Genomic DNA, 20,879 nt, shown 5'->3' on the forward strand with positions numbered 1-20,879 from the left:
GACTCCGGCCGGTTTCGTCCAACCGTGGGAGGGTTCGTCACCTGTGTCCGGCATTGAAGAAGCGACGGCGTACTGGAACCGGCGACTGTCCCCGCTCCCGCAGGAAACGGCCCTGCCGCTCGACTTCCCGTACCCGCCGTCGCCCACCGGTCCCCGCGTGACCCGCACCCGCACGCTCCCCGCCCCGCCCCCCGCGACCACCCCCGTCCCTGGCCCCGCCCCTGCCACTGAGCCGGACGCCACGACCGCGTTCGGTGACCTGGCGCCGCTCGCCGCGTACGTCGCGTTGCTGCACCGGTACGGAGGCTCCGGCGACATCACGGTCGGGTACGACGGGCTGCCCCTGCGCGTCACCCTCACCGGGGCCACGACGTTCGCCGACCTGGTGCGCCGCGTGGACGCCGCCCGCGCCGAGGCCCACGCCCACGGCGTCCCCCTCACGACCCTCGCCGCCGCGCTCCGCCCGGACGCCATGCGCGGCGGCGGCCTCTTCTTCAACACCGCCTTCGGCGCTGACACCGGCTCTGCGGACGGCACATCACACGACCGCGGATCGGCCGCTCCGCTGGACGAGCGCGCTGGTCAGAACCCCATCGAGGTTGACGGTGGCGCCCGTCCCGCCAATGGCGGGGAAAGGCGTTCCGGCTCATGGACCGCCGTGGGAGGTGCCGCTCCCGAGGCCGGGGTGGGGGGTTCTTCGCGTTCGGAGGCCGGGGGAGACGGCGGTTCCGAGAGCGATGCGGGCACCGGTCCCGGGGAGGGCAGGGCCGACGCTCGGCTCGGCTCGTCGGCCTGGGAGAACGTCCCGGGGCTGGACGCGGTGTTCGCGGTCGCCGGCGGCGAGGCGCGGCTGAGCTACCGCCCGGACCTGTTCGAGGCCGCGACCGCCGACCGGATGCTCGCCCACTACGACGCCCTGCTCGCCGGCGGCCTGGCCCGGCCGGACACCCCCGTCGGCGACCTGGAATTTCTCGGCGCGGACGAGCGCCACCGCATTCTCGCCGAGTGGAACGACACCGCCCACGACGTCCCGCCGCTGACCTGGCCGGAGATGTTCGCCGAGCAGGTGCGCCTGCGCCCCGGCTCCGTCGCCCTGGTCTTCGAGGACACCCGCCTGACCTACGCGGAGCTGGACGAACGCGCCAACCGGCTCGCCCACGCCCTCGTCGCGCGCGGCGCCGGGCCCGAGCGCGTCGTCGCTCTCGCCCTGCCCCGCTCGGCCGAGCTCATCGTCGCCGAGGTCGCCGTCCTGAAGTCGGGCGCCGCCTACCTGCCGATCGACACCGACTACCCGGCCGAGCGCGTCGCGTACATGCTGGAGGACGCCGCTCCCGCCTGCCTGGTCACCACCGCCGAGCCGGCCGCCGACTTCCAGGACCTCCCCGAGGGCATGGAGGTCGTGGTCCTGGACGCCCCCGCCACCGTCCGCGAGCTGGCCGGACGCCCCCGCCACGACCTGGGCGAGGCCGACCGGGGCCCGCTGTCGGCGCTGAACGCCGCGTACGTCATCTACACCTCCGGCTCGACCGGCCGCCCGAAGGGCGTCGTGCTGTCCCACGCCGGCGTCGCCAAGCTCGTGGCCACGCAGCGCGAGCGCTTCGGCGTCGGGCCGGACAGCCGCGTCCTGCAGTTCGCCTCGCCGAGCTTCGACGTCGCCTTCTGGGACCTGTGCCTCGGCCTGCTCTCCGGCGGACGCCTCGTCGTCGTCCCGTCCGAGCTGCGCGTGCCCGGCGCGCCGCTGGCCGACTACGCCCACGCCAACGGCGTCACCTTCATGATCCTGCCCCCGGCGCTGCTCGCGGCCATGCCCGAGGACGTCGAGCTGCCGCCCGCCACCCTGCTCGCCGGAACCGAGCGCGTCTCGCCCGAGCTGGTCGCCCGCTACGCGCGCGGCAGGCGGATGTTCAACGCGTACGGGCCGACGGAGGCGACCACCAACTCCACCCTCGGCCTGTGCGACCCGGCGACCCCGCCCGGGTCGCACGTCCCCATCGGCGTCCCCGACCCCGGCACGCGGGCGTACGTGCTGGACGCCCGCCTGCGTCCCGTCCCCGCCGGCGTCACCGGCGAGCTGTACCTCGGCGGGGCGGGGCTCGCGCGCGGCTACCTCGGACGGCCCGGGCTGACCGCGGAGCGATTCGTCGCCGACCCGTTCGGCGCGCCCGGGGAGCGGCTCTACCGCACGGGCGACCTGGTCCGGTGGAGGCCCGACGGGCGGCTGGACTTCCTCGGGCGCGCCGACGCGCAGGTGAAGATCCGCGGCTTCCGCATCGAGCCCGGCGAGATCGAGTCCGTCCTGCGCGGGCACCCCGCCGTCGACCAGGTTGCGGTCGTGGTCCGCGAGGACCGGCCCGGCGACCGGCGGCTCGCCGCGTACGTCGTCCCCTCCCTGTCACCCGAGGCCGGGCCCGGCGACGCCGGACGGGTGGAGGACTGGAAGGACCTGCACGAGCTGCTGTACGCGGCGGCGGGCTCCGACGGCTTCCAGGAGAACTTCGCGGGCTGGAACAGCATGTACGACGGGCTGCCCATCCCCGTCGAGCAGATGCGCGAGTGGCGGGACGCGACCGTCGCCGCGATCCAGGAGCTCGGGCCGCGCCGGGTGCTGGAGATCGGCGTCGGCAGCGGGCTCATCCTGTCGCGCGTCGCCCCCGGCTGCGAGGAGTACTGGGGCACCGACCTCTCGCACGAGGCCGTCGCCGCGCTGCGCGCCCAGGTCCGCGCGGTGCCCGAGCCGGCCGGCCGGGTCGAGCTGCGTGCCCTGCCCGCCCACGACCTCACCGGGCTGCCGGTGGGCTACTTCGACACCATCGTCCTCAACTCCGTGGCCCAGTACTTCCCGGGAGCCGACTACCTGACCGGCGTCCTGCGCCGGGCCCAGGCGCTGCTTGCCCCCGGCGGCACGATCTTCGTCGGCGACGTGCGCAACCTGCGTCTGCTGCGCTGCCTACGCGCCGCCGTCGAAACTTCGCGCGCCGCCGTCGGGGCTCCGCGCCGCGCCGTCGGGACTACGCGCGGCGGCGTGGAACTCGGGCACGGCGCCCCCGCCGAGGAGAAGCAGGCCCTGCGCGCGGCCGTCGACCGGTCGGTGGCCTGGGAGGGCGAGCTGCTCCTCGACCCCGACTACTTCGCGGCGCTCCCCGGCTTCGACGCCGACATCCGCGTCAAGCGCGGCGTCTTCCACAACGAGCTGACCCGCTACCGCTACGACGTCGTCCTCCGCCGGCGCGCCACCACACCGGACGGCGGGCCCGGGGCCGTCGCCGGGCGGTTCGAGGAGGTCGGCTGGGCCGAGGCCGGCGGGCTAGAGCGGCTGGGCGCGCGGCTGGCGGGCTGTCACGGCGGGCTCCGGGTGACCGGCATCCCGAACTCCCGGCTCATCGACGACCTCGCTTCGCTGTACGCGGTCGAGGAGGAGGGCGGCCCGGCCGTCCCGGACGCGGGCGCGGACCCCGAGGCCCTGCACGAGCTGGCCGCCCAGCACGGCTACCACGTGGCCGTCACCTGGAACGGCCACGCCGACGACGGCGCCCTGGATGCGATCTTCACCCCCTCGTCCCAGAATGGCGGCCGCGACGCGGTCTCCACGAGCGCACCCGGGAACGGTGGGCGCGACGGGGTCTTCACGCGGACATCTGAGGACGGCGGGGTCGACGCGGTATTCGCCGGAACGCCGGGGGACGGCGGGCGCGATGCCGACTCTGCCGGGACGGCGGGGCGTGATGGGCTCATGGCCGGGACGCCGGGGGGTGGTGCGTCGCAGAACGTCGCGACCTACCGGACCGCTGGCGCGTTCCCGCACGCCAACCGGCCCGCGCCGTTCCGCGACGTGGCCGTCCTGATGAAGGGGCTGCGCGCGTACGCGGCCGAATACCTCCCTGAGTACATGGTTCCGTCCGCGTTCGTCCCCCTAGACCGGCTGCCGGTGACCCCGAGCGGCAAGCTGGACGGCGCCGCGCTGCCCGTACCCGACCCCGCCGCCCTCAGCTCCGGCCGTGCGCCGCGCGACGCCCGCGAGAAACTGCTCTGCGCGCTGTACGCCGAGGTGCTGGGCGTGCCGTCCGTCACCGTGGACGACGACTTCTTCGCCTTCGGCGGCGACAGCATCGTCGCCATCCGGCTGCTCGTCCGCGCCCGCGAGTCCGGCCTGCGGCTGACCGCCCGCGACGTCTTCCGCCACCGCACGGTCGCCGCCCTCGCCCCGGTCGCCCGGGAGCGCGGCCGATCCGTCCCCGCTGACGGCACGCGCACGGTCGGCGATGGGCACATTCCGGACGGCCAGAACCCCGGCGGAGCCCCAGCCGAGGACGAGTACGCCGACGCCCCGCTGGTGCGGCTCACCGAGGCCGAACCGGCGGAAATCCTGGGCGAGGACCCGATTCCCGTAGAGGAGGTGCTGCCGCTCGGCCCGCTGCAGGAGGGGTTCTTCTTCCACTCCCTGGTGGACGGCCCGGCCGGAGACGCGTACGTCGTCCAGCAGGCCCTCGACCTGGAGGGCCCGGTAGACGGGGACGCGCTGCGCCGCGCCGCGCAACGCCTGCTGGACCGGCACGCCCCGCTGCGCGCCTTCTTCCGCAGAACGCCGGACGACCGGCCCGTGCAGCTCATCGCCGCGCGTCTGGACCTACCGTGGCGTTACGTGGACCTGTCCACACGGGGCGCCGCCGACCAGGACGACCGGGACGCCATGGCCGAGGCTGTCGCCGCCGAGGAGCGCGCCCGCCGGTTCGACCTCACGCACCCGCCGCTGCTGCGCTGCGCGCTGATCAGACTCGCCCCTGGCCGCGCCCGCCTGCTGCTCACGTTCCACCACATCGTCGCGGACGGCTGGTCCCTCCCGATCCTGCACCGCGAGCTGATGGCCTTCTACGACCCGGCCGACCACGAGTACGCGGACCCTCGCCCCACTGACCACGAGCGGACGGACCGGCCCTCCACACACCACGAGCGCGCGGAATTCGGCGAAGAGCATAAGACCATTACGAACTTCGCGAGCGGGGCGAACGTTTCGAATAGCGGAGGCGTCGAGGGCGCCTCCGGCGGTGCGGGCGAAAACGTGCGCGCGGGGCGTGGCTCCGCCGTACCGGCCGCGCCGGCTTCGTACCGCGAGTACCTGCGCCGCTTGGTGAGAGCGGACAGGAGCGCCGCCCGCGCTGCGTGGCGGGCGGCGCTGGCGGGACTCGATGAGCCCTCCCGGCTGGTCACCACGACGACCGGTCACACCGCGACCGAGGGCGTGGCGGCGGATGCGGCGGCGGGTCGTGCGGCGAGCGGTGTGGGTGTGCCGATACGGCCGGCGCAGGTGCGGGTCGAATTGTCCGAGCGCCTCACCGCGCGCCTGGCCGTCGTGGCGCGTGAGCGCGGAGTTACGCTTGGCGCGGTCGTCCAGACCGCGTGGGGCCTGCTGCTCGGGCGCCTGACCGGCCGCGAGGACGTCGTCTTCGGCACCACGGTCTCCGGCCGCGACGCCGAGGTGGACGGCATCGAGTCCATGGTCGGCCTGTTCATCAACACCCTGCCCACGCGCGTGCGGTGGCGCCCCGCCGACACCCTCGCCGGGCTGCTGGAGCGCTTCCAGGACGAGCAGACCCGGCTGCTGGACCACCAGCACCTCGGGCTCGCCGAGATCCAGCGCGTCGCCGGTTTCGCCGGCGGCGGAGAGCTGTTCGACACCCTCGTCGTCGTGGAGAACTACCCGTCCGCCGCCGGCCTCACCGACGCCACCGGCACGGTGCGGATCGCCGGCCACGAGTTCAACGACGCCGTCCACTATCCGCTCGCCCTGATCGTCAAGCCCGGCCGCCGCCTGGACCTGCGCCTCAAGCACCACGCCGAGAAGCTCGACCGGCGGACGGTCCAGGGGATCGCGGACCGGCTCACCCGCGTCCTCCAGGCCATCGCCGAGACCCCGGGAGGCACGGCCGCGCGCCTCGACCCGCCGTCAGGCGAGGACGTGACGGCCTCCGTCCTGGCCGGGGAGGCCGTCGAGGTCCCCGGGACGACGCTGACCGCCGCCTTCGAGGCCCAGGCGGCCAGGACCCCGGACGCGACGGCCGTCGTCTACGAGGGCGAGACCCTGACCTTCCGGGAGCTGGACGCCCGCGCCGAGATCCTCGCCGCCCGCCTGCGCGCGTCCGGCGCCGGGCGGATCGTCGCCGTCGCCGTGCCGCGCTCTGCGGAGCTGATGGTCGCCCTGCTCGGCGTGTTGAAGACGGGCGCCGCCTACCTGCCGGTTGACCTGGACTACCCCGCCGACCGCATCGTCTACATGCTGACCGACTCCGGCGCGAGCACGGTCGTCACGACTGCCGCCGCCGCGCCGCGGCTGCCCGAGACCGGCGCCCTCACCCTCGTCGTCCCCGGCGGTCGTACCGAGGTTTGCGAGGACGCGCCGCCGCGGGCCGGGGACGCCGGCCCGGACGACGCCGCGTACCTCATCTACACCTCCGGCTCCACCGGCCGCCCGAAGGGTGTCGTCGTCACCCACCGGGCCATCGTCAACCGGCTGGCCTGGATGCAGGGCGAGTACGGGCTGCGCGCCGACGACCGCGTGCTGCAGAAGACGCCGTCCAGCTTCGACGTGAGCGTCTGGGAGTTCTTCTGGGCGCTGTGCGAGGGGGCCGCCGTCGTGCTCGCGCGCCCGGACGGGCACCGGAACCCCGCCTACCTGGCCGATCTGATCCGCCGGGAGCGCGTCACGACCATGCACTTCGTGCCGTCGATGCTCGAAGCCTTCCTGGCGGCGGGGGAGATCACCGCCGACCCGTCGTGGGCGGCGTCCCTGTGCCGCGTCTTCAGCAGCGGTGAGGCCCTGCCCGCCGCCGCGGCCGCGCGCTGGCGCCGGCTCACCGGTGTGCCCCTGCACAACCTGTACGGTCCCACCGAGGCGGCGGTCGACGTCACCTACCACCCGTGCGACGTCACCTACGACCCCTGCGACGACGCGTCCCGCCCCGGCGACGGCCCGTCCCACACGACCGTTCCCTCCGGCCGTCCGGTACGGGACACCGGCCCGCGGACGGCCGCGTCCGGCGTCACCGTGCCCATCGGCCGCCCGGTCTGGAACACCGGCCTGCGGATCCTGGACGCCTCTCTGCGTCCCGTGCCGCCCGGCGTGCCCGGCGAGCTGTACCTGACCGGCGTCCAGCTCGCCCGGGGCTACCACGAGCGACCGGCCCTGACCGCCGAGCGGTTCGTGGCCGACCCGTACGGCGAGCCCGGCGCGCGCATGTACCGCACCGGCGACCTGGTCCGTCTCGGCGAGGACGGCGCCGTCGAATACCTCGGCCGCACCGACCGGCAGGTCAAGCTGCGCGGCAACCGCATCGAGCCCGGCGAGGTCGAGGCGGCCCTGACCGCGCTGCCCGGCGTCGCCCAGGCGGCGGTCGCCGTCCGCGGGACGACGCTCGCCGCCTACATCGTCCCCGCCCTCCCGGACGCCTCCCGGGCGGCCTTCGACACGGACGCCGCGCGGGTGGCGCTCGCGGGCGCGCTGCCCGCCGCCATGGTGCCCGGGGCGTACGTCGTGCTGGACGCGCTGCCGCTGACGCCGAGCGGCAAGCTGGACCGGGACGCGCTGCCCGCGCCCGAGGTGGTGCGGGCGGAGGCCCGGGCGCCGCGCGACGAGCGCGAGCGCGTCCTCACCGAGATCTTCGCCGCGGTGCTGCGGGTGGACGGCGCCGGTCCCGACGACGACTTCTTCATGCTCGGCGGCGACAGCATCAGCTCGATCGGCGTGTCCAGCCGCGCCCGCCGCGCGGGCCTGGACCTGGACCCGCGTGACGTCTTCGAGCACCGCACCCCCGCCGCGCTGGCCGCCGCGGCCGGGCCGGGCACGAGGACACCCGCCACGGGGACCTCGGCGTCCGCCGCGGAGCCGGCCCTGCGGCTGACCGAGGAGGAGACCGCCCGCGTCCACCGGCTCGGCGGTCAGGTGGAGGACGTCTGGCCGCTGGCGCCGCTCCAGGAGGGATTGTTCTTCCACTCGACCTACGACGAGGGAGTCCTGGACGTCTACACCGTCCACGAGTCCTTCGACGTCGCCGCCGGGCTCGACGCGGACCGGCTGCGTACGGCCGCCCGGGTGCTGCTGGCCCGCAACCCGAGCCTGCGCGCGGGCTTCACCAGCGAGGGCCTGAGCCGTCCGGTGCAGTTCATCGCCGCCGCGCTCGAGGTCCCGCTGGAGGTCGCCGACCTGTCGGGCCTCCCCGAGGGCGAGCGGGACGCGCGGCTGCGCGCGCTGATGGACGAGGAGCGGACCCGCGGGTTCGACCTGTCCAGCCCGCCGCTGTTCCGGATGCTGCTGATCCGGCTCGGCGAAGGCCGGGGCGACCGGCTCGTCATCGGCCGTCACCTGCTGCTGTGGGACGGCTGGTCCGCCTGGGTGTTCCTCGGGCAGCTGTTCGCCCTGTACGCGTCGGGCGGCGACGAGCGCGGGCTGCCACGTCCCGGTTCGTACCGCGACTACCTGACCTGGCTGGAGTCCCAGGACGCCGGGACGGCGACGCGCGCCTGGCGTGACGCGCTCGCGGGCCTGGACGAGCCCACGCTGATCGCCGGGAGCGTCGCCCAGGACCTGGACCCCGTCATCCCGGAGAACCTGGACGCCGAGCTGCCCGCCGGACTCGGCGAGCTGCTGCGCGACATCGCCCGCGGCAACGGCCTGACCCTCAACTCGCTGCTCACCGCCGCCTGGGGGCTCACGCTGGCCACCGCCACCGGCCGCGCCGACGTCGTCTTCGGCACGACGGTCGCCGGACGGCCGAGCGAGGTGCCGGACGTCGAGAACGTGATCGGCATGTTCCTCAACACCGTCCCCGCCCGCATCGCCTTCGACCCCGCCGAGCCGGTGCTCGCCCTGCTGCGCCGCGTCCAGCGCGAGCGCCTGGACCTGATGCCGTACGAGTACGTCGGCCTCGGCGTGCTGCAGGCCGAGAGCGGGCACCGGCGGCTGTTCGACACCCTGTTCGTGCTGCGCGACGGCGACACCGACGACCGCCTCGCCGAGCTGTCCGGCCGTCACGGTGTCACCGCCGTGGCCAACGTGGATGCGACGCACTACCCCGTCACCCTCATCGTCACCCCCGGCAGGCGGGTGCGGGTCACGCTCGCCCACCGGCCCGACGTCGTCGGGGCCCCCAAGGCGCGCACCCTGCTGGACCGCTTCACGGCGCTGCTCGGACGGCTCGCGGACGACCTCGCCGCGCCCGTCGGCCGCCTCGACCCGCTGCTGCCCGCCGAACGCGCCGCGCTGGCGCGCGAGGACGCCGCGAGCCGGGTGCCCGTCCCCGACGAGACCATCGCCGGCCTGCTCGCCGCGCAGGCCGCGCGCACTCCCGAGGCGACAGCCCTGGTCTTCGGCGACCTGACCGTCACCTACGCGGAGCTGGACGCCCGCGTCAACCGGCTCGCGCGGCTGCTGATCGCGCGCGGCGCCGCCCCGGAGAAGGTCGTCGCGCTCGCCCTGCCGCGCTCGATCGACATGGTGGCCGCGCTGTTCGCCGTCCTGCGGACCGGCGCCGCCTACCTGCCCCTGGAGCTGGACCATCCGGCCGACCGGCTCGCGGCGACGCTCGCCGACGCCCGTCCCGCGCTGACGCTGTGCACCTCGGCCGTCTCGGCGCGGCTGGGCGGCGATGCCCCCGGCGGCCCGCGCGTCGTGCTCGACGACCCGGCGGTGGCCGGCGCGCTCGCCGCGCTGCCCGCCGGGCCGGTCACCGAGGCGGATCGTCCGGCCTTCAGCCTGGACCACCCGGCGTACGTCATCTACACCTCCGGGTCCACCGGCCGGCCGAAGGGCGTCGTCACCCCGTACCGGGGCCTGACCAACATGCAGCTCAACCACCGCACGGAGATCTTCGCCCCGGCCGTCGCCTCCGCCGGGGGACGCCGGCTGCGCATCGCGCACACGGTTTCCTTCGCCTTCGACATGTCCTGGGAAGAACTGCTCTGGCTGGTCGAGGGCCACGAGGTGCACGTCTGCGACGAGGAACTGCGGCGCGACGCGCGGGCGCTGGCCGCCTACTGCGAGGCCCACCGCGTCGACGTCGTCAACGTCACCCCCACCTACGCCCACCTGTTGATCGAGGAGGGTCTGCTCGACGGGCACCGCCCGCCGCTCGTGCTGCTCGGCGGGGAGGCGGTGCCCGAGACGGTGTGGAGCCGGCTGCGCGACACCGAGGGCACCTACGGCTACAACCTGTACGGGCCCACCGAGTACACGATCAACACCCTCGGCGGGGGTACCGGCGACAGCGCCACGCCCACCGTCGGCCGTCCCATCCGCGCCACCCGCGCGCGCGTCCTGGACCCGTGGCTGCGGCCGGTGCCGTCCGGCGTCCCCGGCGAGCTGTACATCGCGGGCGTCGGCCTCGCCCGGGGCTACCTCGACCGGCCCGGCCTCACCGCCGAGCGGTTCGTCGCCGACCCCTTCGGCGAGCCCGGCGAGCGCATGTACCGCACGGGCGACCTGGTACGCCGCCGCGCCGACGGCAACCTGGACTTCCTCGGCCGCACGGACGACCAGGTCAAGATCCGCGGGCACCGGGTCGAGCCCGGCGAGGTCGAGACCGCGCTGCTCCGCCACCCGGAGGTCTCGGCGGCCGCCGTGATCGCCCGCGACGACCCGTCGGCTCCCGGGACGCGCCGCCTCGTCGGCTACGTGGTCCCCGCCGAGCCGACCGGCGAGGAGCGGCGATCCGCCGAGCAAGACCAGATCGGGGAATGGCAGGACATCTACTCCGACGAGTACGCACGCATCGGCACCGCCGTCTTCACCGAGGACTTCGCGGGCTGGGACAGCAGCTACGATGGGCGGCCCATCCCGCTGGACAACATGCGCGAGTGGCGCGAGCGGACCGTCGAGCGCGTCCGCGAGCTGCGCCCGCGCCGCGTCCTGGAGATCGGCGCCGGCTCCGGGCTGCTGCTGTCGCGCCTCGCCCCCGGCGCGGAGGCGTACTGGGCGACCGACTTCGCCGCCCCCGTGATCGGCAAGCTCGGCCGGGACCTGGCGCGCGACCCTGAGCTGGCCGCCAAGGTCGAGCTGCGCTGCCAGGCCGCCCACGACACCGCGGGGCTCCCCGAGGGGTACTTCGACACGATCGTCGTCAACTCGGTCGTCCAGTACTTCCCGAGCGCCGGCCACCTCGCCGAGGTCGTCCACGGGGCCATGCGCCTGCTGGCCCCCGGCGGCGCCCTGTTCATCGGCGACGTCCGCGACCTGAGGACCGCCCGCGCCTTCCACACCGCCGTCCACCTCACCCGCGCGGGAGACGACGCCGATCCCGAGACCGTGCGGCGCGCCGTGGACCGGAGCCTCGCCATGGAGAAGGAACTCCTGGTCCACCCCGACTTCTTCACCACCCTCGGCTACGGCGCCGACCTGCGCACCAAGCGCGGCCACCACCACGACGAACTCACCCGCCACCGCTACGACGTCGTCCTCTACAAGGACGCCCCGGACGTCCACCTCGCCGACGCCCCGGCCCTGGAATGGCCCGAACCCCGCACCGAGACCCCCACGGTCGCCGTAGCCCATGAGCCGGACACAGGCGTCGCGGGCGAGATGGCCGTCGCGGGAGTTGGGGAGCGAGGTGCCCCAGGGGCGGCGGAGTCCGGTGTCCGTGAGCTCGATCGTCATCTGCGGGAGCACCGGCCCCAGTGGCTGCGGGTCACCGCGGTGCCCGACGCGCGGGCCGCGTCCGAGCCGGGCGCGACGATCAGCGGGGGAGTGGAGCCCGAGGCGCTGCACGCGCTGGCGGCCGCGCACGGATACCGGCTGCTCACCACGCCGTCCGGCGAGCCGGGCCGCTTCGACGCGGTCTTCCTGCGCGGCGGCTTCCGGGTGGCGGCCGGCCTCTACCGTCCCGGCGGCGGCACACCCCCGTACGCCAACGCCCCGGCGGCGGCGCGCGGTACCGGCGACCTCGTCCGGCGCGTGCGCGAGGACCTGCGCAGGCGGCTGCCCGACTATATGGTGCCGTCCGCGCTGGTCGTCCTGGACCGGCTGCCGATGAACGACAACGGCAAGCTGGACGTGCGTGCCCTGCCCGACGCCGAGCCGGTGGCCGCCACCGGCGGGCGCGCGCCGGGCACCCCCGAGGAGGAGGTGCTCTGCCGCCTGTTCGCCGAGCTGCTCGGCCTGCCCCGGGCCGGGGCCGACGACGACTTCTTCGACCTCGGCGGCCACTCGCTGCTCGCCACCCGGCTCGTCAGCCGCGCCCGCACCGAGCTCGGCGCCGAACTGGCCATCCGCGACCTGTTCGAGGCCCCGACCCCGGCCCTGCTCGCCGCGCGCGCCGGTACGGGACGGCCCGCCCGTCCCGCCGTCGAGCCCGTGGCCGACCGCCCCGAGCGCGTCCCCCTGTCCCCGGCGCAGCGCCGCCTGTGGCTCGCCGATCGGCTGAGCGGCGGCGACGCCTACCACTTCCCGCTGGTCTTCCGGCTGCGCGGCGCCCTGGACACCGGCGCCCTCCGTCAGGCCCTGCGCGACGTGACAGACCGCCATGAATCCCTCCGGACCCGCTTCCCCCAGGCCACCGCTCCCTCCGCGACGCCCTCGGTGTCCTTGGTGTCCTTCACTCTCTTCCCGTCTCGGCAGGCGGAGGCGGGCTTCGAGGCGGTCGTGTACGAAGGCGAGCCGTACCAGCTCGTCGTCCCCGCCGGGGAGGCCGAGCCGGAGTTCGCGGTGGCCGACTGCCCGGAGGAGGAGCTGGACGAGCGGGTCGCCGCCGCCGTGGCACGGCCGTTCGACCTCGCCGCCGGGCTGCCGGTACGCGCCGAGGTGTTCCGCATCGCGCCGGACGACCACGTCGTGGCCATCGTGCTGCACCACATCACCACCGACGAGTGGTCCGACCGTCCCTTCCTCGCCGACCTTGCCACCGCTTACCGCGCCCGCCGCGAGGGCCGTGTGCCGCAGTGGGCGCCGCTGCCCGTCCAGTACGCCGACTACACCCTCTGGCAGCGCCGCCTGCTCGGCGACCCGGCCGACCCCGCAGCCGAGGGCGCGCACCAACTCGCATTCTGGTCGGCGGCGCTGGACGGCCTGCCGGACGAGATGCCGCTGCCGCTCGACCGTCCCCGGTTTGCCGAGCCCACCGGCCGGGGCGGCACCGTGCGCGCCGAGCTGCCGGCCGAGACCGTCCGCGCGCTGCGCGCCCTGTCCGCCGAGACCGGGACCAGCATGTTCATGGTCTTCCAGGCCGCCGTCGCCGTCCTGCTGCACCGGATGGGCGCGGGCACCGACATCGTGCTCGGCTCCCCGATCGCCGGGCGCACCGACAGCGCGCTGGACGACCTGGTCGGCTTCTTCGTCAACACGCTCGTCCTGCGCGCCGACCTGTCCGGCGACCCGACCTTCACCGAGCTGCTCGCCCGGGTACGGGAAGCCGACCTCGCCGCCTTCGAGCACCAGGACCTGCCGTTCGAGCGGATCGTCGAGGCCCTCAACCCGCCGCGCGTACCCGGCCGTAACCCGCTCTTCCAGGTCATGCTCGGCTACCACCATCGCCCGGACGGCGACCCCGACGTGCTCGGCATGCCCACCGCGTGGCTGCCGGCCCGAATCGGGACGGCCAAGTTCGACCTGGACTTCACCTTCGCCGACCACACCGGCGAGGACCGTGTCGTCGTCCTGCTGGAGTACGCCGCCGACCTCGCGGACGAGGCGACCGCGCGCACGCTGCTGGAGCGGACCGTCGCGGTGTGCGGCCTGCTCGCCGCCCGGCCGGACCGGCCCGTGGGCGCGGTTCCCGTCCTCACCGAGGCCGAACGCCGGGACGCCCTTGGCGCCTGGAACGACACGGCCCGCCCGGCCGAGCCGCGTACCGTTCCCGCCATCTTCGCCGACGCCGTCCGGACGCACGGCGAGCGGGTCGCGCTGGTCGCCGGGGGACGCGGTCTGACGTTCGCCGAGCTGTCCGCCAAGGTGAACGGCATCGCCGGGCTGCTGATGTGGCGCGGGGTAGGCGAGGGGGACGTCGTCGGCCTGGCCCTTCCCCGGGCCGAGATGGTGCCCGCGATCCTCGGCGTGCTCGCCACCGGCGCCGCCTACCTGCCGCTGGACCCGGGGTACCCGGCCGAGCGGCTCGCGTACATGCTGGACGACGCCGCGCCCGCCGTCGTCCTCACCACCCCCACCCTCGCCCCGGCCCTGCCCGCCACGACCCCGACCCTCCTCCTCGGCACCCCCGACGCCCCGCCCACCTGGAACGGCACCCCCGCTCCACCCGGCGCGCTCATCCTCGCTCTGCCCGGTGTGCCCATTCTGGACGGTGCGCCCGTGCTCTCCGGAGAGGCCGGCTCCGCTGCGACGGACCGGGGAGGGCCGGCCTTGGTCGAGCGGCCCACCCTGCCCGGTGAGCGGGTGCCGGAGGCCGCCGCCGCGTACGTCATCTACACCTCCGGCTCGACCGGCAGGCCCAAGGGCGTGGTGGGGACCCACGGCGGCCTGAGCAACCTGTTCGCCGGCCAGCGCGAGGACGTCATCGAACCCGCGCGACGCGCTTCCGGGCGTGAGGCGCTGCGCGCGCTGCACGCCGCGTCCTTCGGCTTCGATGGCTCGTGGGAGCCGCTGCTGTGGCTGCTGGCCGGGCACGAGCTGCACGTTCTCGACGAGACCGCGATGACCGACCCGGCCGCCCTGCTGCGCCGCGTGCAGGACGCGCGGGTGGACTACCTCGACCTCACCCCCACCTACGTGCAGGAGCTGATCCACCACGGGTTCCTCGCCCCCGGCACGCACGTGCCCGGCGTCATCACGGTCGGCGGCGAGGCCGCCCCCGCCGCCCTGTGGGACCGGCTGACCGCACTCCCCGGCACCCTCGTCCACGACCTGTACGGCCCCACCGAGTGCACGGTCGACGCCTACGGCCGGCACGCGGGCGGCAACGGCACCTCGGATGACACGGGCACCTCGGATGACACGGGCGACACGGGGACCGACGGGGCGCGAGGGCTCGGCGGGTCCGGTGACGCGGGCCGCCGGGGTTCGTGGGCCGCGCCGGTCGCCAACATTCGCGCTCACGTGCTGGACGCGCGGCTCCAGCCGGTCCCTCCGGGTGTGCCCGGCGAGGTGTACCTGGCAGGGGAGGGGCTGGCCCGGGGGTACCTGGGCCGTCCCGGGCTGACCGCCGAGCGGTTCACCGCCGACCCGTACGGCCCGCCCGGCACGCGCATGTACCGCACCGGTGATCTCGCGCGCCGCCGCGAGGACGGGACGCTCGTCTTCCTCGGGCGCGCGGACGACCAGGTCAAGCTGCGCGGCTTCCGCATCGAGCTCGGCGAGATCGAAACGGTCCTCGCCGCCCACCCCGGCGTCGCCCAGGCCGCCGTCAGCCTCCGCGAGGACACCCCCGGCGTCCACCGCCTCGTCGCGTACGTGGTCCCGGCCCTCGATCCGGTCCCGCCCTCCGGTGAGGGTGCGCGGGGTCCGGCCGCCGCCGGAGCCGTTGCCGAGGGGGCCTTCGTCCACGGGGACGCCGGTGCGGGCGTGCCGGACCACCGGGCGTTGCGGGCGTTCGTCGCGGAGGCGCTGCCCGAGCACATGGTTCCGGTGGCGTACGTGGAGCTGCCCGCGCTGCCGAAGTCGGCCGGCGGCAAGCTGGACCGCCGGGCGCTGCCCGCCCCGGCGGACTCCCCGGCTCCGCTCTCCGGACGGCGGCCCCGCGACGCGCGCGAGGAGATCCTGGCCGAGCTGTTCGCGGCCGTCCTCGAGACCGACCGCGTCGGCGTCGAGGACGACTTCTTCGCGCTCGGCGGCCACTCGCTGCTGGCGATGCGGCTGGTCAGCCGGATCCGCACGGCACTCGGCGCCGAGATCACCCTGCGGGAGGTGTTCGAGGCGCCCACCGTCGCCCGGCTCGCCCGCAGGCTGGAGGAGGCACGCGGCGGCGGCGCGTCCGCGCCCGCCGTCGTGGAACGGCCCGTCCCGGTTCCGCTGTCGTTCGCCCAGCGCCGGTTGTGGGTGCTGTACCGGCTGGAGGGCCCGAGCGACACCTACAACATCCCCATGGCCTGGCGCCTGACCGGCCCGCTGGACACGGCGGCCCTGGAGGCCGCCGTCCTTGACCTGGCCGTCCGGCACGAGAGCCTGCGCACGGTCTTCCCCGAGCGCGACGGCGACCCGTACCAGCTCATCCTCACGCCCGAGCAGATCGGCGCGGCCGTGTCCCCGGCCGCCGGTCAGGGACGTCTCGGCGTCACCGCCGCGCCCGAGAGCATCATGGAGGAGGAACTGCCCGGGCGGCTGGCCGAGGTCGCCGGGTACCGGTTCGAGCTGGACCGGGAACCGCCGCTGCGCGCCCGGGTGTTCCGGCTCGGCCCGGACGAGCATGTGCTGATGCTCGTCCTCCACCACATCGCCGGGGACGAGTGGTCCGACGCGCCCCTGTGGCGCGACCTCGCCGCCGCGTACCGGGCCCGCCTGGACGGACGCGCGCCGGAGTGGGCGCCGCTGCCGCTCCAGTACGCCGACTACACCCTCTGGCAGCGGGAGCGCCTCGGCGACCCCGCCGACCCGGGCAGCCGCCACGCCCGCGAGGTCGCGTACTGGGAGCGGGCCCTGGCCGGGCTGCCCGAGGAACTGACGCTCCCCGCCGACCGTCCGCGCCCGGCCGAGAGCAGCCACCGCGGCGGCGCGGTCGGCCTCACCCTCGCCCCCGACCTGGATCGCGGGCTGCGCCGCCTGGCCCGCGAGCACGGCGTGAGCATGTTCATGGTCGCCCACGCGGCCGTGGCCACGCTGCTGCACCGGCTCGGCGCGGGGGACGACATCCCGCTCGGCGCGCCCATCTCCGGCCGCGCCGACGAACGCCTCGAAGACCTGGTCGGGTTCTTCCTCAACACGCTGGTGCTGCGTACGGACGTCTCCGGCGACCCGGCCTTCGCCGAGTTGCTGGCCCGGGTCCGGGACACCGATCTGGCCGCCTACGAGCACCAGGAGGTGCCGTTCGAGCGGCTGGTCGAGGTGCTGAACCCCGCACGCTCGCTGGCCAGGCACCCCCTGTTCCAGGTGATGGTCGCCTACCTGAACGGCCAGGACGAGCCTCCCGCCTTCCCCGGCCTGACCGTGTCTCCCTTGTCCCCGACGTCCCCGTTGTCCCTGCCGTCCCCGTCCCCGGAGTCCATGGCATCGCCCAGGTCCCCGTCCCCTGATCCCTCGTCCTCCGCCGCGGTGCCCGGTCTCCTGGCGCCCGCCGGCGAGGAGCCGTTCGGGCATCGGTCGGCGAAGTTCGACCTGAGCTTCGACTTCATCGAGAGCGACGAGGGCGTCCGGATCTGGATCGAGTACAGCACCGACCTGTTCGACCGCGACACCGCCGGACGGCTCGCCGAGCGGCTGGTCCGCGTGCTCGAACAGGTGACCGCCGACCCCATGCTCCCCGTCGGCCGGGTCGAGGTCCTCGGCGCCGCCGAGCGCGACACCATCCTCACGACCTGGAACGACACCGCTCTCACGACCTGGGACGACACCGCCGCCCGCGGTGGCGGGCCCGCTACGGTGCCCGCCCTGTTCGAGGCCCAGGCGGCGGCGACCCCGGACGCCGTCGCCGTCGTCTCGGGGACGGTCCGCTGGACGTTCGCCGAGCTGAACGAGCGCGCCAACCGGCTCGCTCGCCTGCTGGCCGCCCACGGCGCCGGACCCGAGCGGGTCGTCGCCCTCGCGCTGCCCCGCTCGGCCGACTTCGTGCTCGCCATCCTCGCGGTGATGAAGGCCGGGGCCGCGTACCTGCCCGTGGACACGGAACTGCCGGACGAGCGGGTGCTGGCCATGCTCGGCGACGCCCGTCCCGTGCTCGCCGTCACCGCCGGGAAGGCCGCCGCCGGGCCGCCGTACGCGGGCGTGCCCACGATCAGGTTGGACGACGGCGAGACGGCCGCGCTGCTCGCCGCCCTGCCCGCGGGCGACCTCCGCACCGGGCCGGACCCGCTGCACCCGGCGTACGTCATCTACACCTCCGGCTCCACCGGCCGACCCAAGGGCGTCGTGGTCTGCCACGGCGGCCTCGTCAACCTCTTCCGCAGCCACCGCGCGACGCTGTACGACCCGGCCAAGCGCGCCACCGGCCGCCGGGCGCTGCGCGTCGGCCACGCGTGGTCGTTCTCCTTCGACGCCTCCTGGCAGCCGCAGCTCTGGCTGCTGGACGGGCACGCCCTGCACATCCTGGACGACGAGACGCGCCGCGACGCCGAACTCGCCGCCGAGGCCATACGGCGCGACGGGCTCGACTTCATCGAGGTCACGCCGTCGTTCCTCACGCAGATGTGCGAATCGGGCCTGTTCGAGGACGGCGGGGGCCTGCCTGCCGTGGTCGGTGTCGGCGGTGAGGCGGTGCCCGAATCGCTGTGGAGGCGGCTGGCCGCGCTCCGCTCCACCGAGGCGTTCAACCTCTACGGCCCCACCGAGGCCACCGTCGACGCCCTGGTCGCCCGCGTCGGCGACAGCGAGCGTCCGCTGGTCGGACGCCCGGTCGCCGGTGCCCGCGCCTACGTGCTCGACGCCCGGCTGCGGCCCGTACCCCCCGGCGTCATGGGCGAGCTGTACCTGGCGGGCGCGGGCCTGGCCCGGGGGTACCTCGGCCGGCCCGGGCAGACCGCCGAGAGGTTCACCGCCGACCCGTACGGCCCGCCAGGCACGCGCATGTACCGCACCGGAGACCTGGCCCGCTGGACCCGCGACGGGCGGCTGGAGTACGGCGGGCGCGCCGACGATCAGGTGAAGATCCGCGGGTTCCGCGTCGAGCCCGCCGAGATCGAGGCCGTGCTGGACGGGCACCCGTCGGTCGCCCGCGTCGTCGTCACCGCGCGCGAGGACAACGGCGTCACCCGCCTCGTCTCCTACGTCGTCCCCGCCACCGGCCTGGACGCCGACCCGGCGGACCTGCGCGCCTTCGTGGCCGCCGCGCTGCCGGACTACATGGTCCCGGCGGCGGTGGTCGCCCTGGCCGCGCTGCCGCTGCTGCCCAACGGCAAGCTCGACCGCAGGGCGCTTCCCGCCCCCGACTTCGGCACCGACGGCGGGCGCGAACCCTCCGGCGAGGCCGAATACGCCCTCGCGGCCGTCTTCGCCGAGGTGCTCGGCGCGCCGCGCGTCGGCGCCGACGACGACTTCTTCGCCTCAGGCGGAGACAGCATCGTGGCGATCCGGCTCGCAGCCCGGGCCCGCGCGGCGGGGGTGCGGTTCAGCCCCCGGCAGGTCTTCCAGCACCGCACGGTCGCGGCCCTGGCCGCCGTCGCCGTCATGACCGGCCCCGGCTCGGAGGGAGGCACGCACGACGACGGCACCGGCACCGTTCCCCTGACCCCGATCATGCGGGCCACGCTCGATCGCGGCGGGCCGATCGCGGGGTTCCACCAGGCGGCGTTCGTGCTGACCCCCGCCTCCCTCGACCTCGACGGGCTGCGCCGCGTGCTGCGGGCCGTCCTCGACCGGCACGACATGCTGCGCGCCCGCCTCGTCCGGGACTCCGGCGGTTCGGCGACGACCGGGCCCGGTGAAGGGTGGGCGCTGCGGGTGCCCGCGCCCGGGACCGTGGACGCCGCGACCCTGATCGAACGGGTCGAGGCGTCCGGCGACGAGCGGACCCTCCGGGCGCTCTACGTCGAGCGGGCCCTCCGGGTGCGGTCGTGCCTGGACCCCGAGGCGGGCGTCATGGTGCGCGCGGTGTGGTTCGACGCCGGCCGCGACCGTCCGGGACGCCTGCTGCTTATGATCAACCACCTGGTCGTCGACGGGGTGTCCTGGCGCGTCCTGCTGCCCGACCTCGCCGCCGCCTGGACGGACGTCGCGGCGGGCAGGACGCCCGCGCTGCCGCCGGTCGAGACGTCCTTCCGCCGCTGGTCGGAGCTGCTCCAGGAGCGCGCGGCGGATCCGGCGCTGGAGGCCGGCCTGCCGGCGTGGACGGGCATGCTCGCGGGCGGCGCACCGCTGCCGCTGGCCCGCCCCCTCGATCCGGAGCGCGACCTGGTGGCCACCACGAAGTACCTGTCGCGCGCGTTGCCGGAGGACGTCACGGAGCCGCTGCTCGGCCGGGTCCCCGCCGCCTTCGGCGCGACGGTCAACGACGTGCTCCTCACCGCGCTCGCCCTGGCCGTGGCAGACTGGCGCCGCCGCGCGCCCGGCGGTCCCGCGAGCGCCAGGGACGACGCGTCCGCCGGGCGGCCCGAGGCACCCGGCGGGAGCGGGAACGCCGTGCTGGTCGACCTGGAGGGCCACGGCCGCGAGGAAGGACTCGCGGGGGAGGCGGACCTGTCACGGACGGTCGGCTGGTTCACCAGCGTCGTCCCGGTGCTGCTCGACCCGGGCGCCGTCGACCTGGACGACGCGCTCGCCGGCGGGCCCGCCCTCGACGCGGCCGTGGACCGGATCAAGTCCCGGCTCGCCTCCCTGCCGATGGCGGGCATCGGCCACGGCCTGCTCCGGCACCTCAACCCCGTGACCGGGCCCGTGCTGGCCGGGCTCGGCGAGGCGTCGATCGAGTTCAACTACCTGGGACGCTTCGGCGGCTTCGAGGCGGCCGACTGGGCGTACGCGCCGGAGGAGGAGCCCGGGGACCTGGACGCCGACCCCGGCATGCCGCTGTCCCATCCCTTGACGGTCAACGCCCTGACCGAGGACCGCCCCGGCGGTCCCGTGCTCACGGCCCAGTGGTCCTTCGCCGGGGAACTGCTGTCCGAGGACGCGGTCGCGGACCTGGCCGCCACCTGGTTCCGGGTGCTCCGGGCCCTGGCCGGCCGCGCCGAGACCCTCGGCTCCGGACGCCGATCCGTCCCCCCAGGACAATGAGTCCGCCCGCCCCACGAACGGACAAGCCCGTCGCACCATGAACAACCGGGCCGGAACGGCCGCGTCACGAACAGCGAGGCCACGAACAACGAGA

At 75.3% G+C, this 20,879-nt stretch carries 1 protein-coding gene; it reads left to right on the forward strand.

Annotation, left to right across the window (positions count from 1 at the left end; genetic code table 11):
• Positions 1-43 precede the first annotated feature (43 nt).
• Complete coding sequence (locus AB0M95_RS10915; RefSeq protein WP_363762029.1) at positions 44-20,785, forward strand: amino acid adenylation domain-containing protein; 20,742 nt, start codon at positions 44-46, stop codon at positions 20,783-20,785.
• Positions 20,786-20,879 lie beyond the last annotated feature (94 nt).

Origin of the sequence: Sphaerisporangium sp. NPDC051017, assembly GCF_040683095.1 — a bacterium.
Taxonomy (GTDB): Bacteria; Actinomycetota; Actinomycetes; order Streptosporangiales; family Streptosporangiaceae; genus Sphaerisporangium.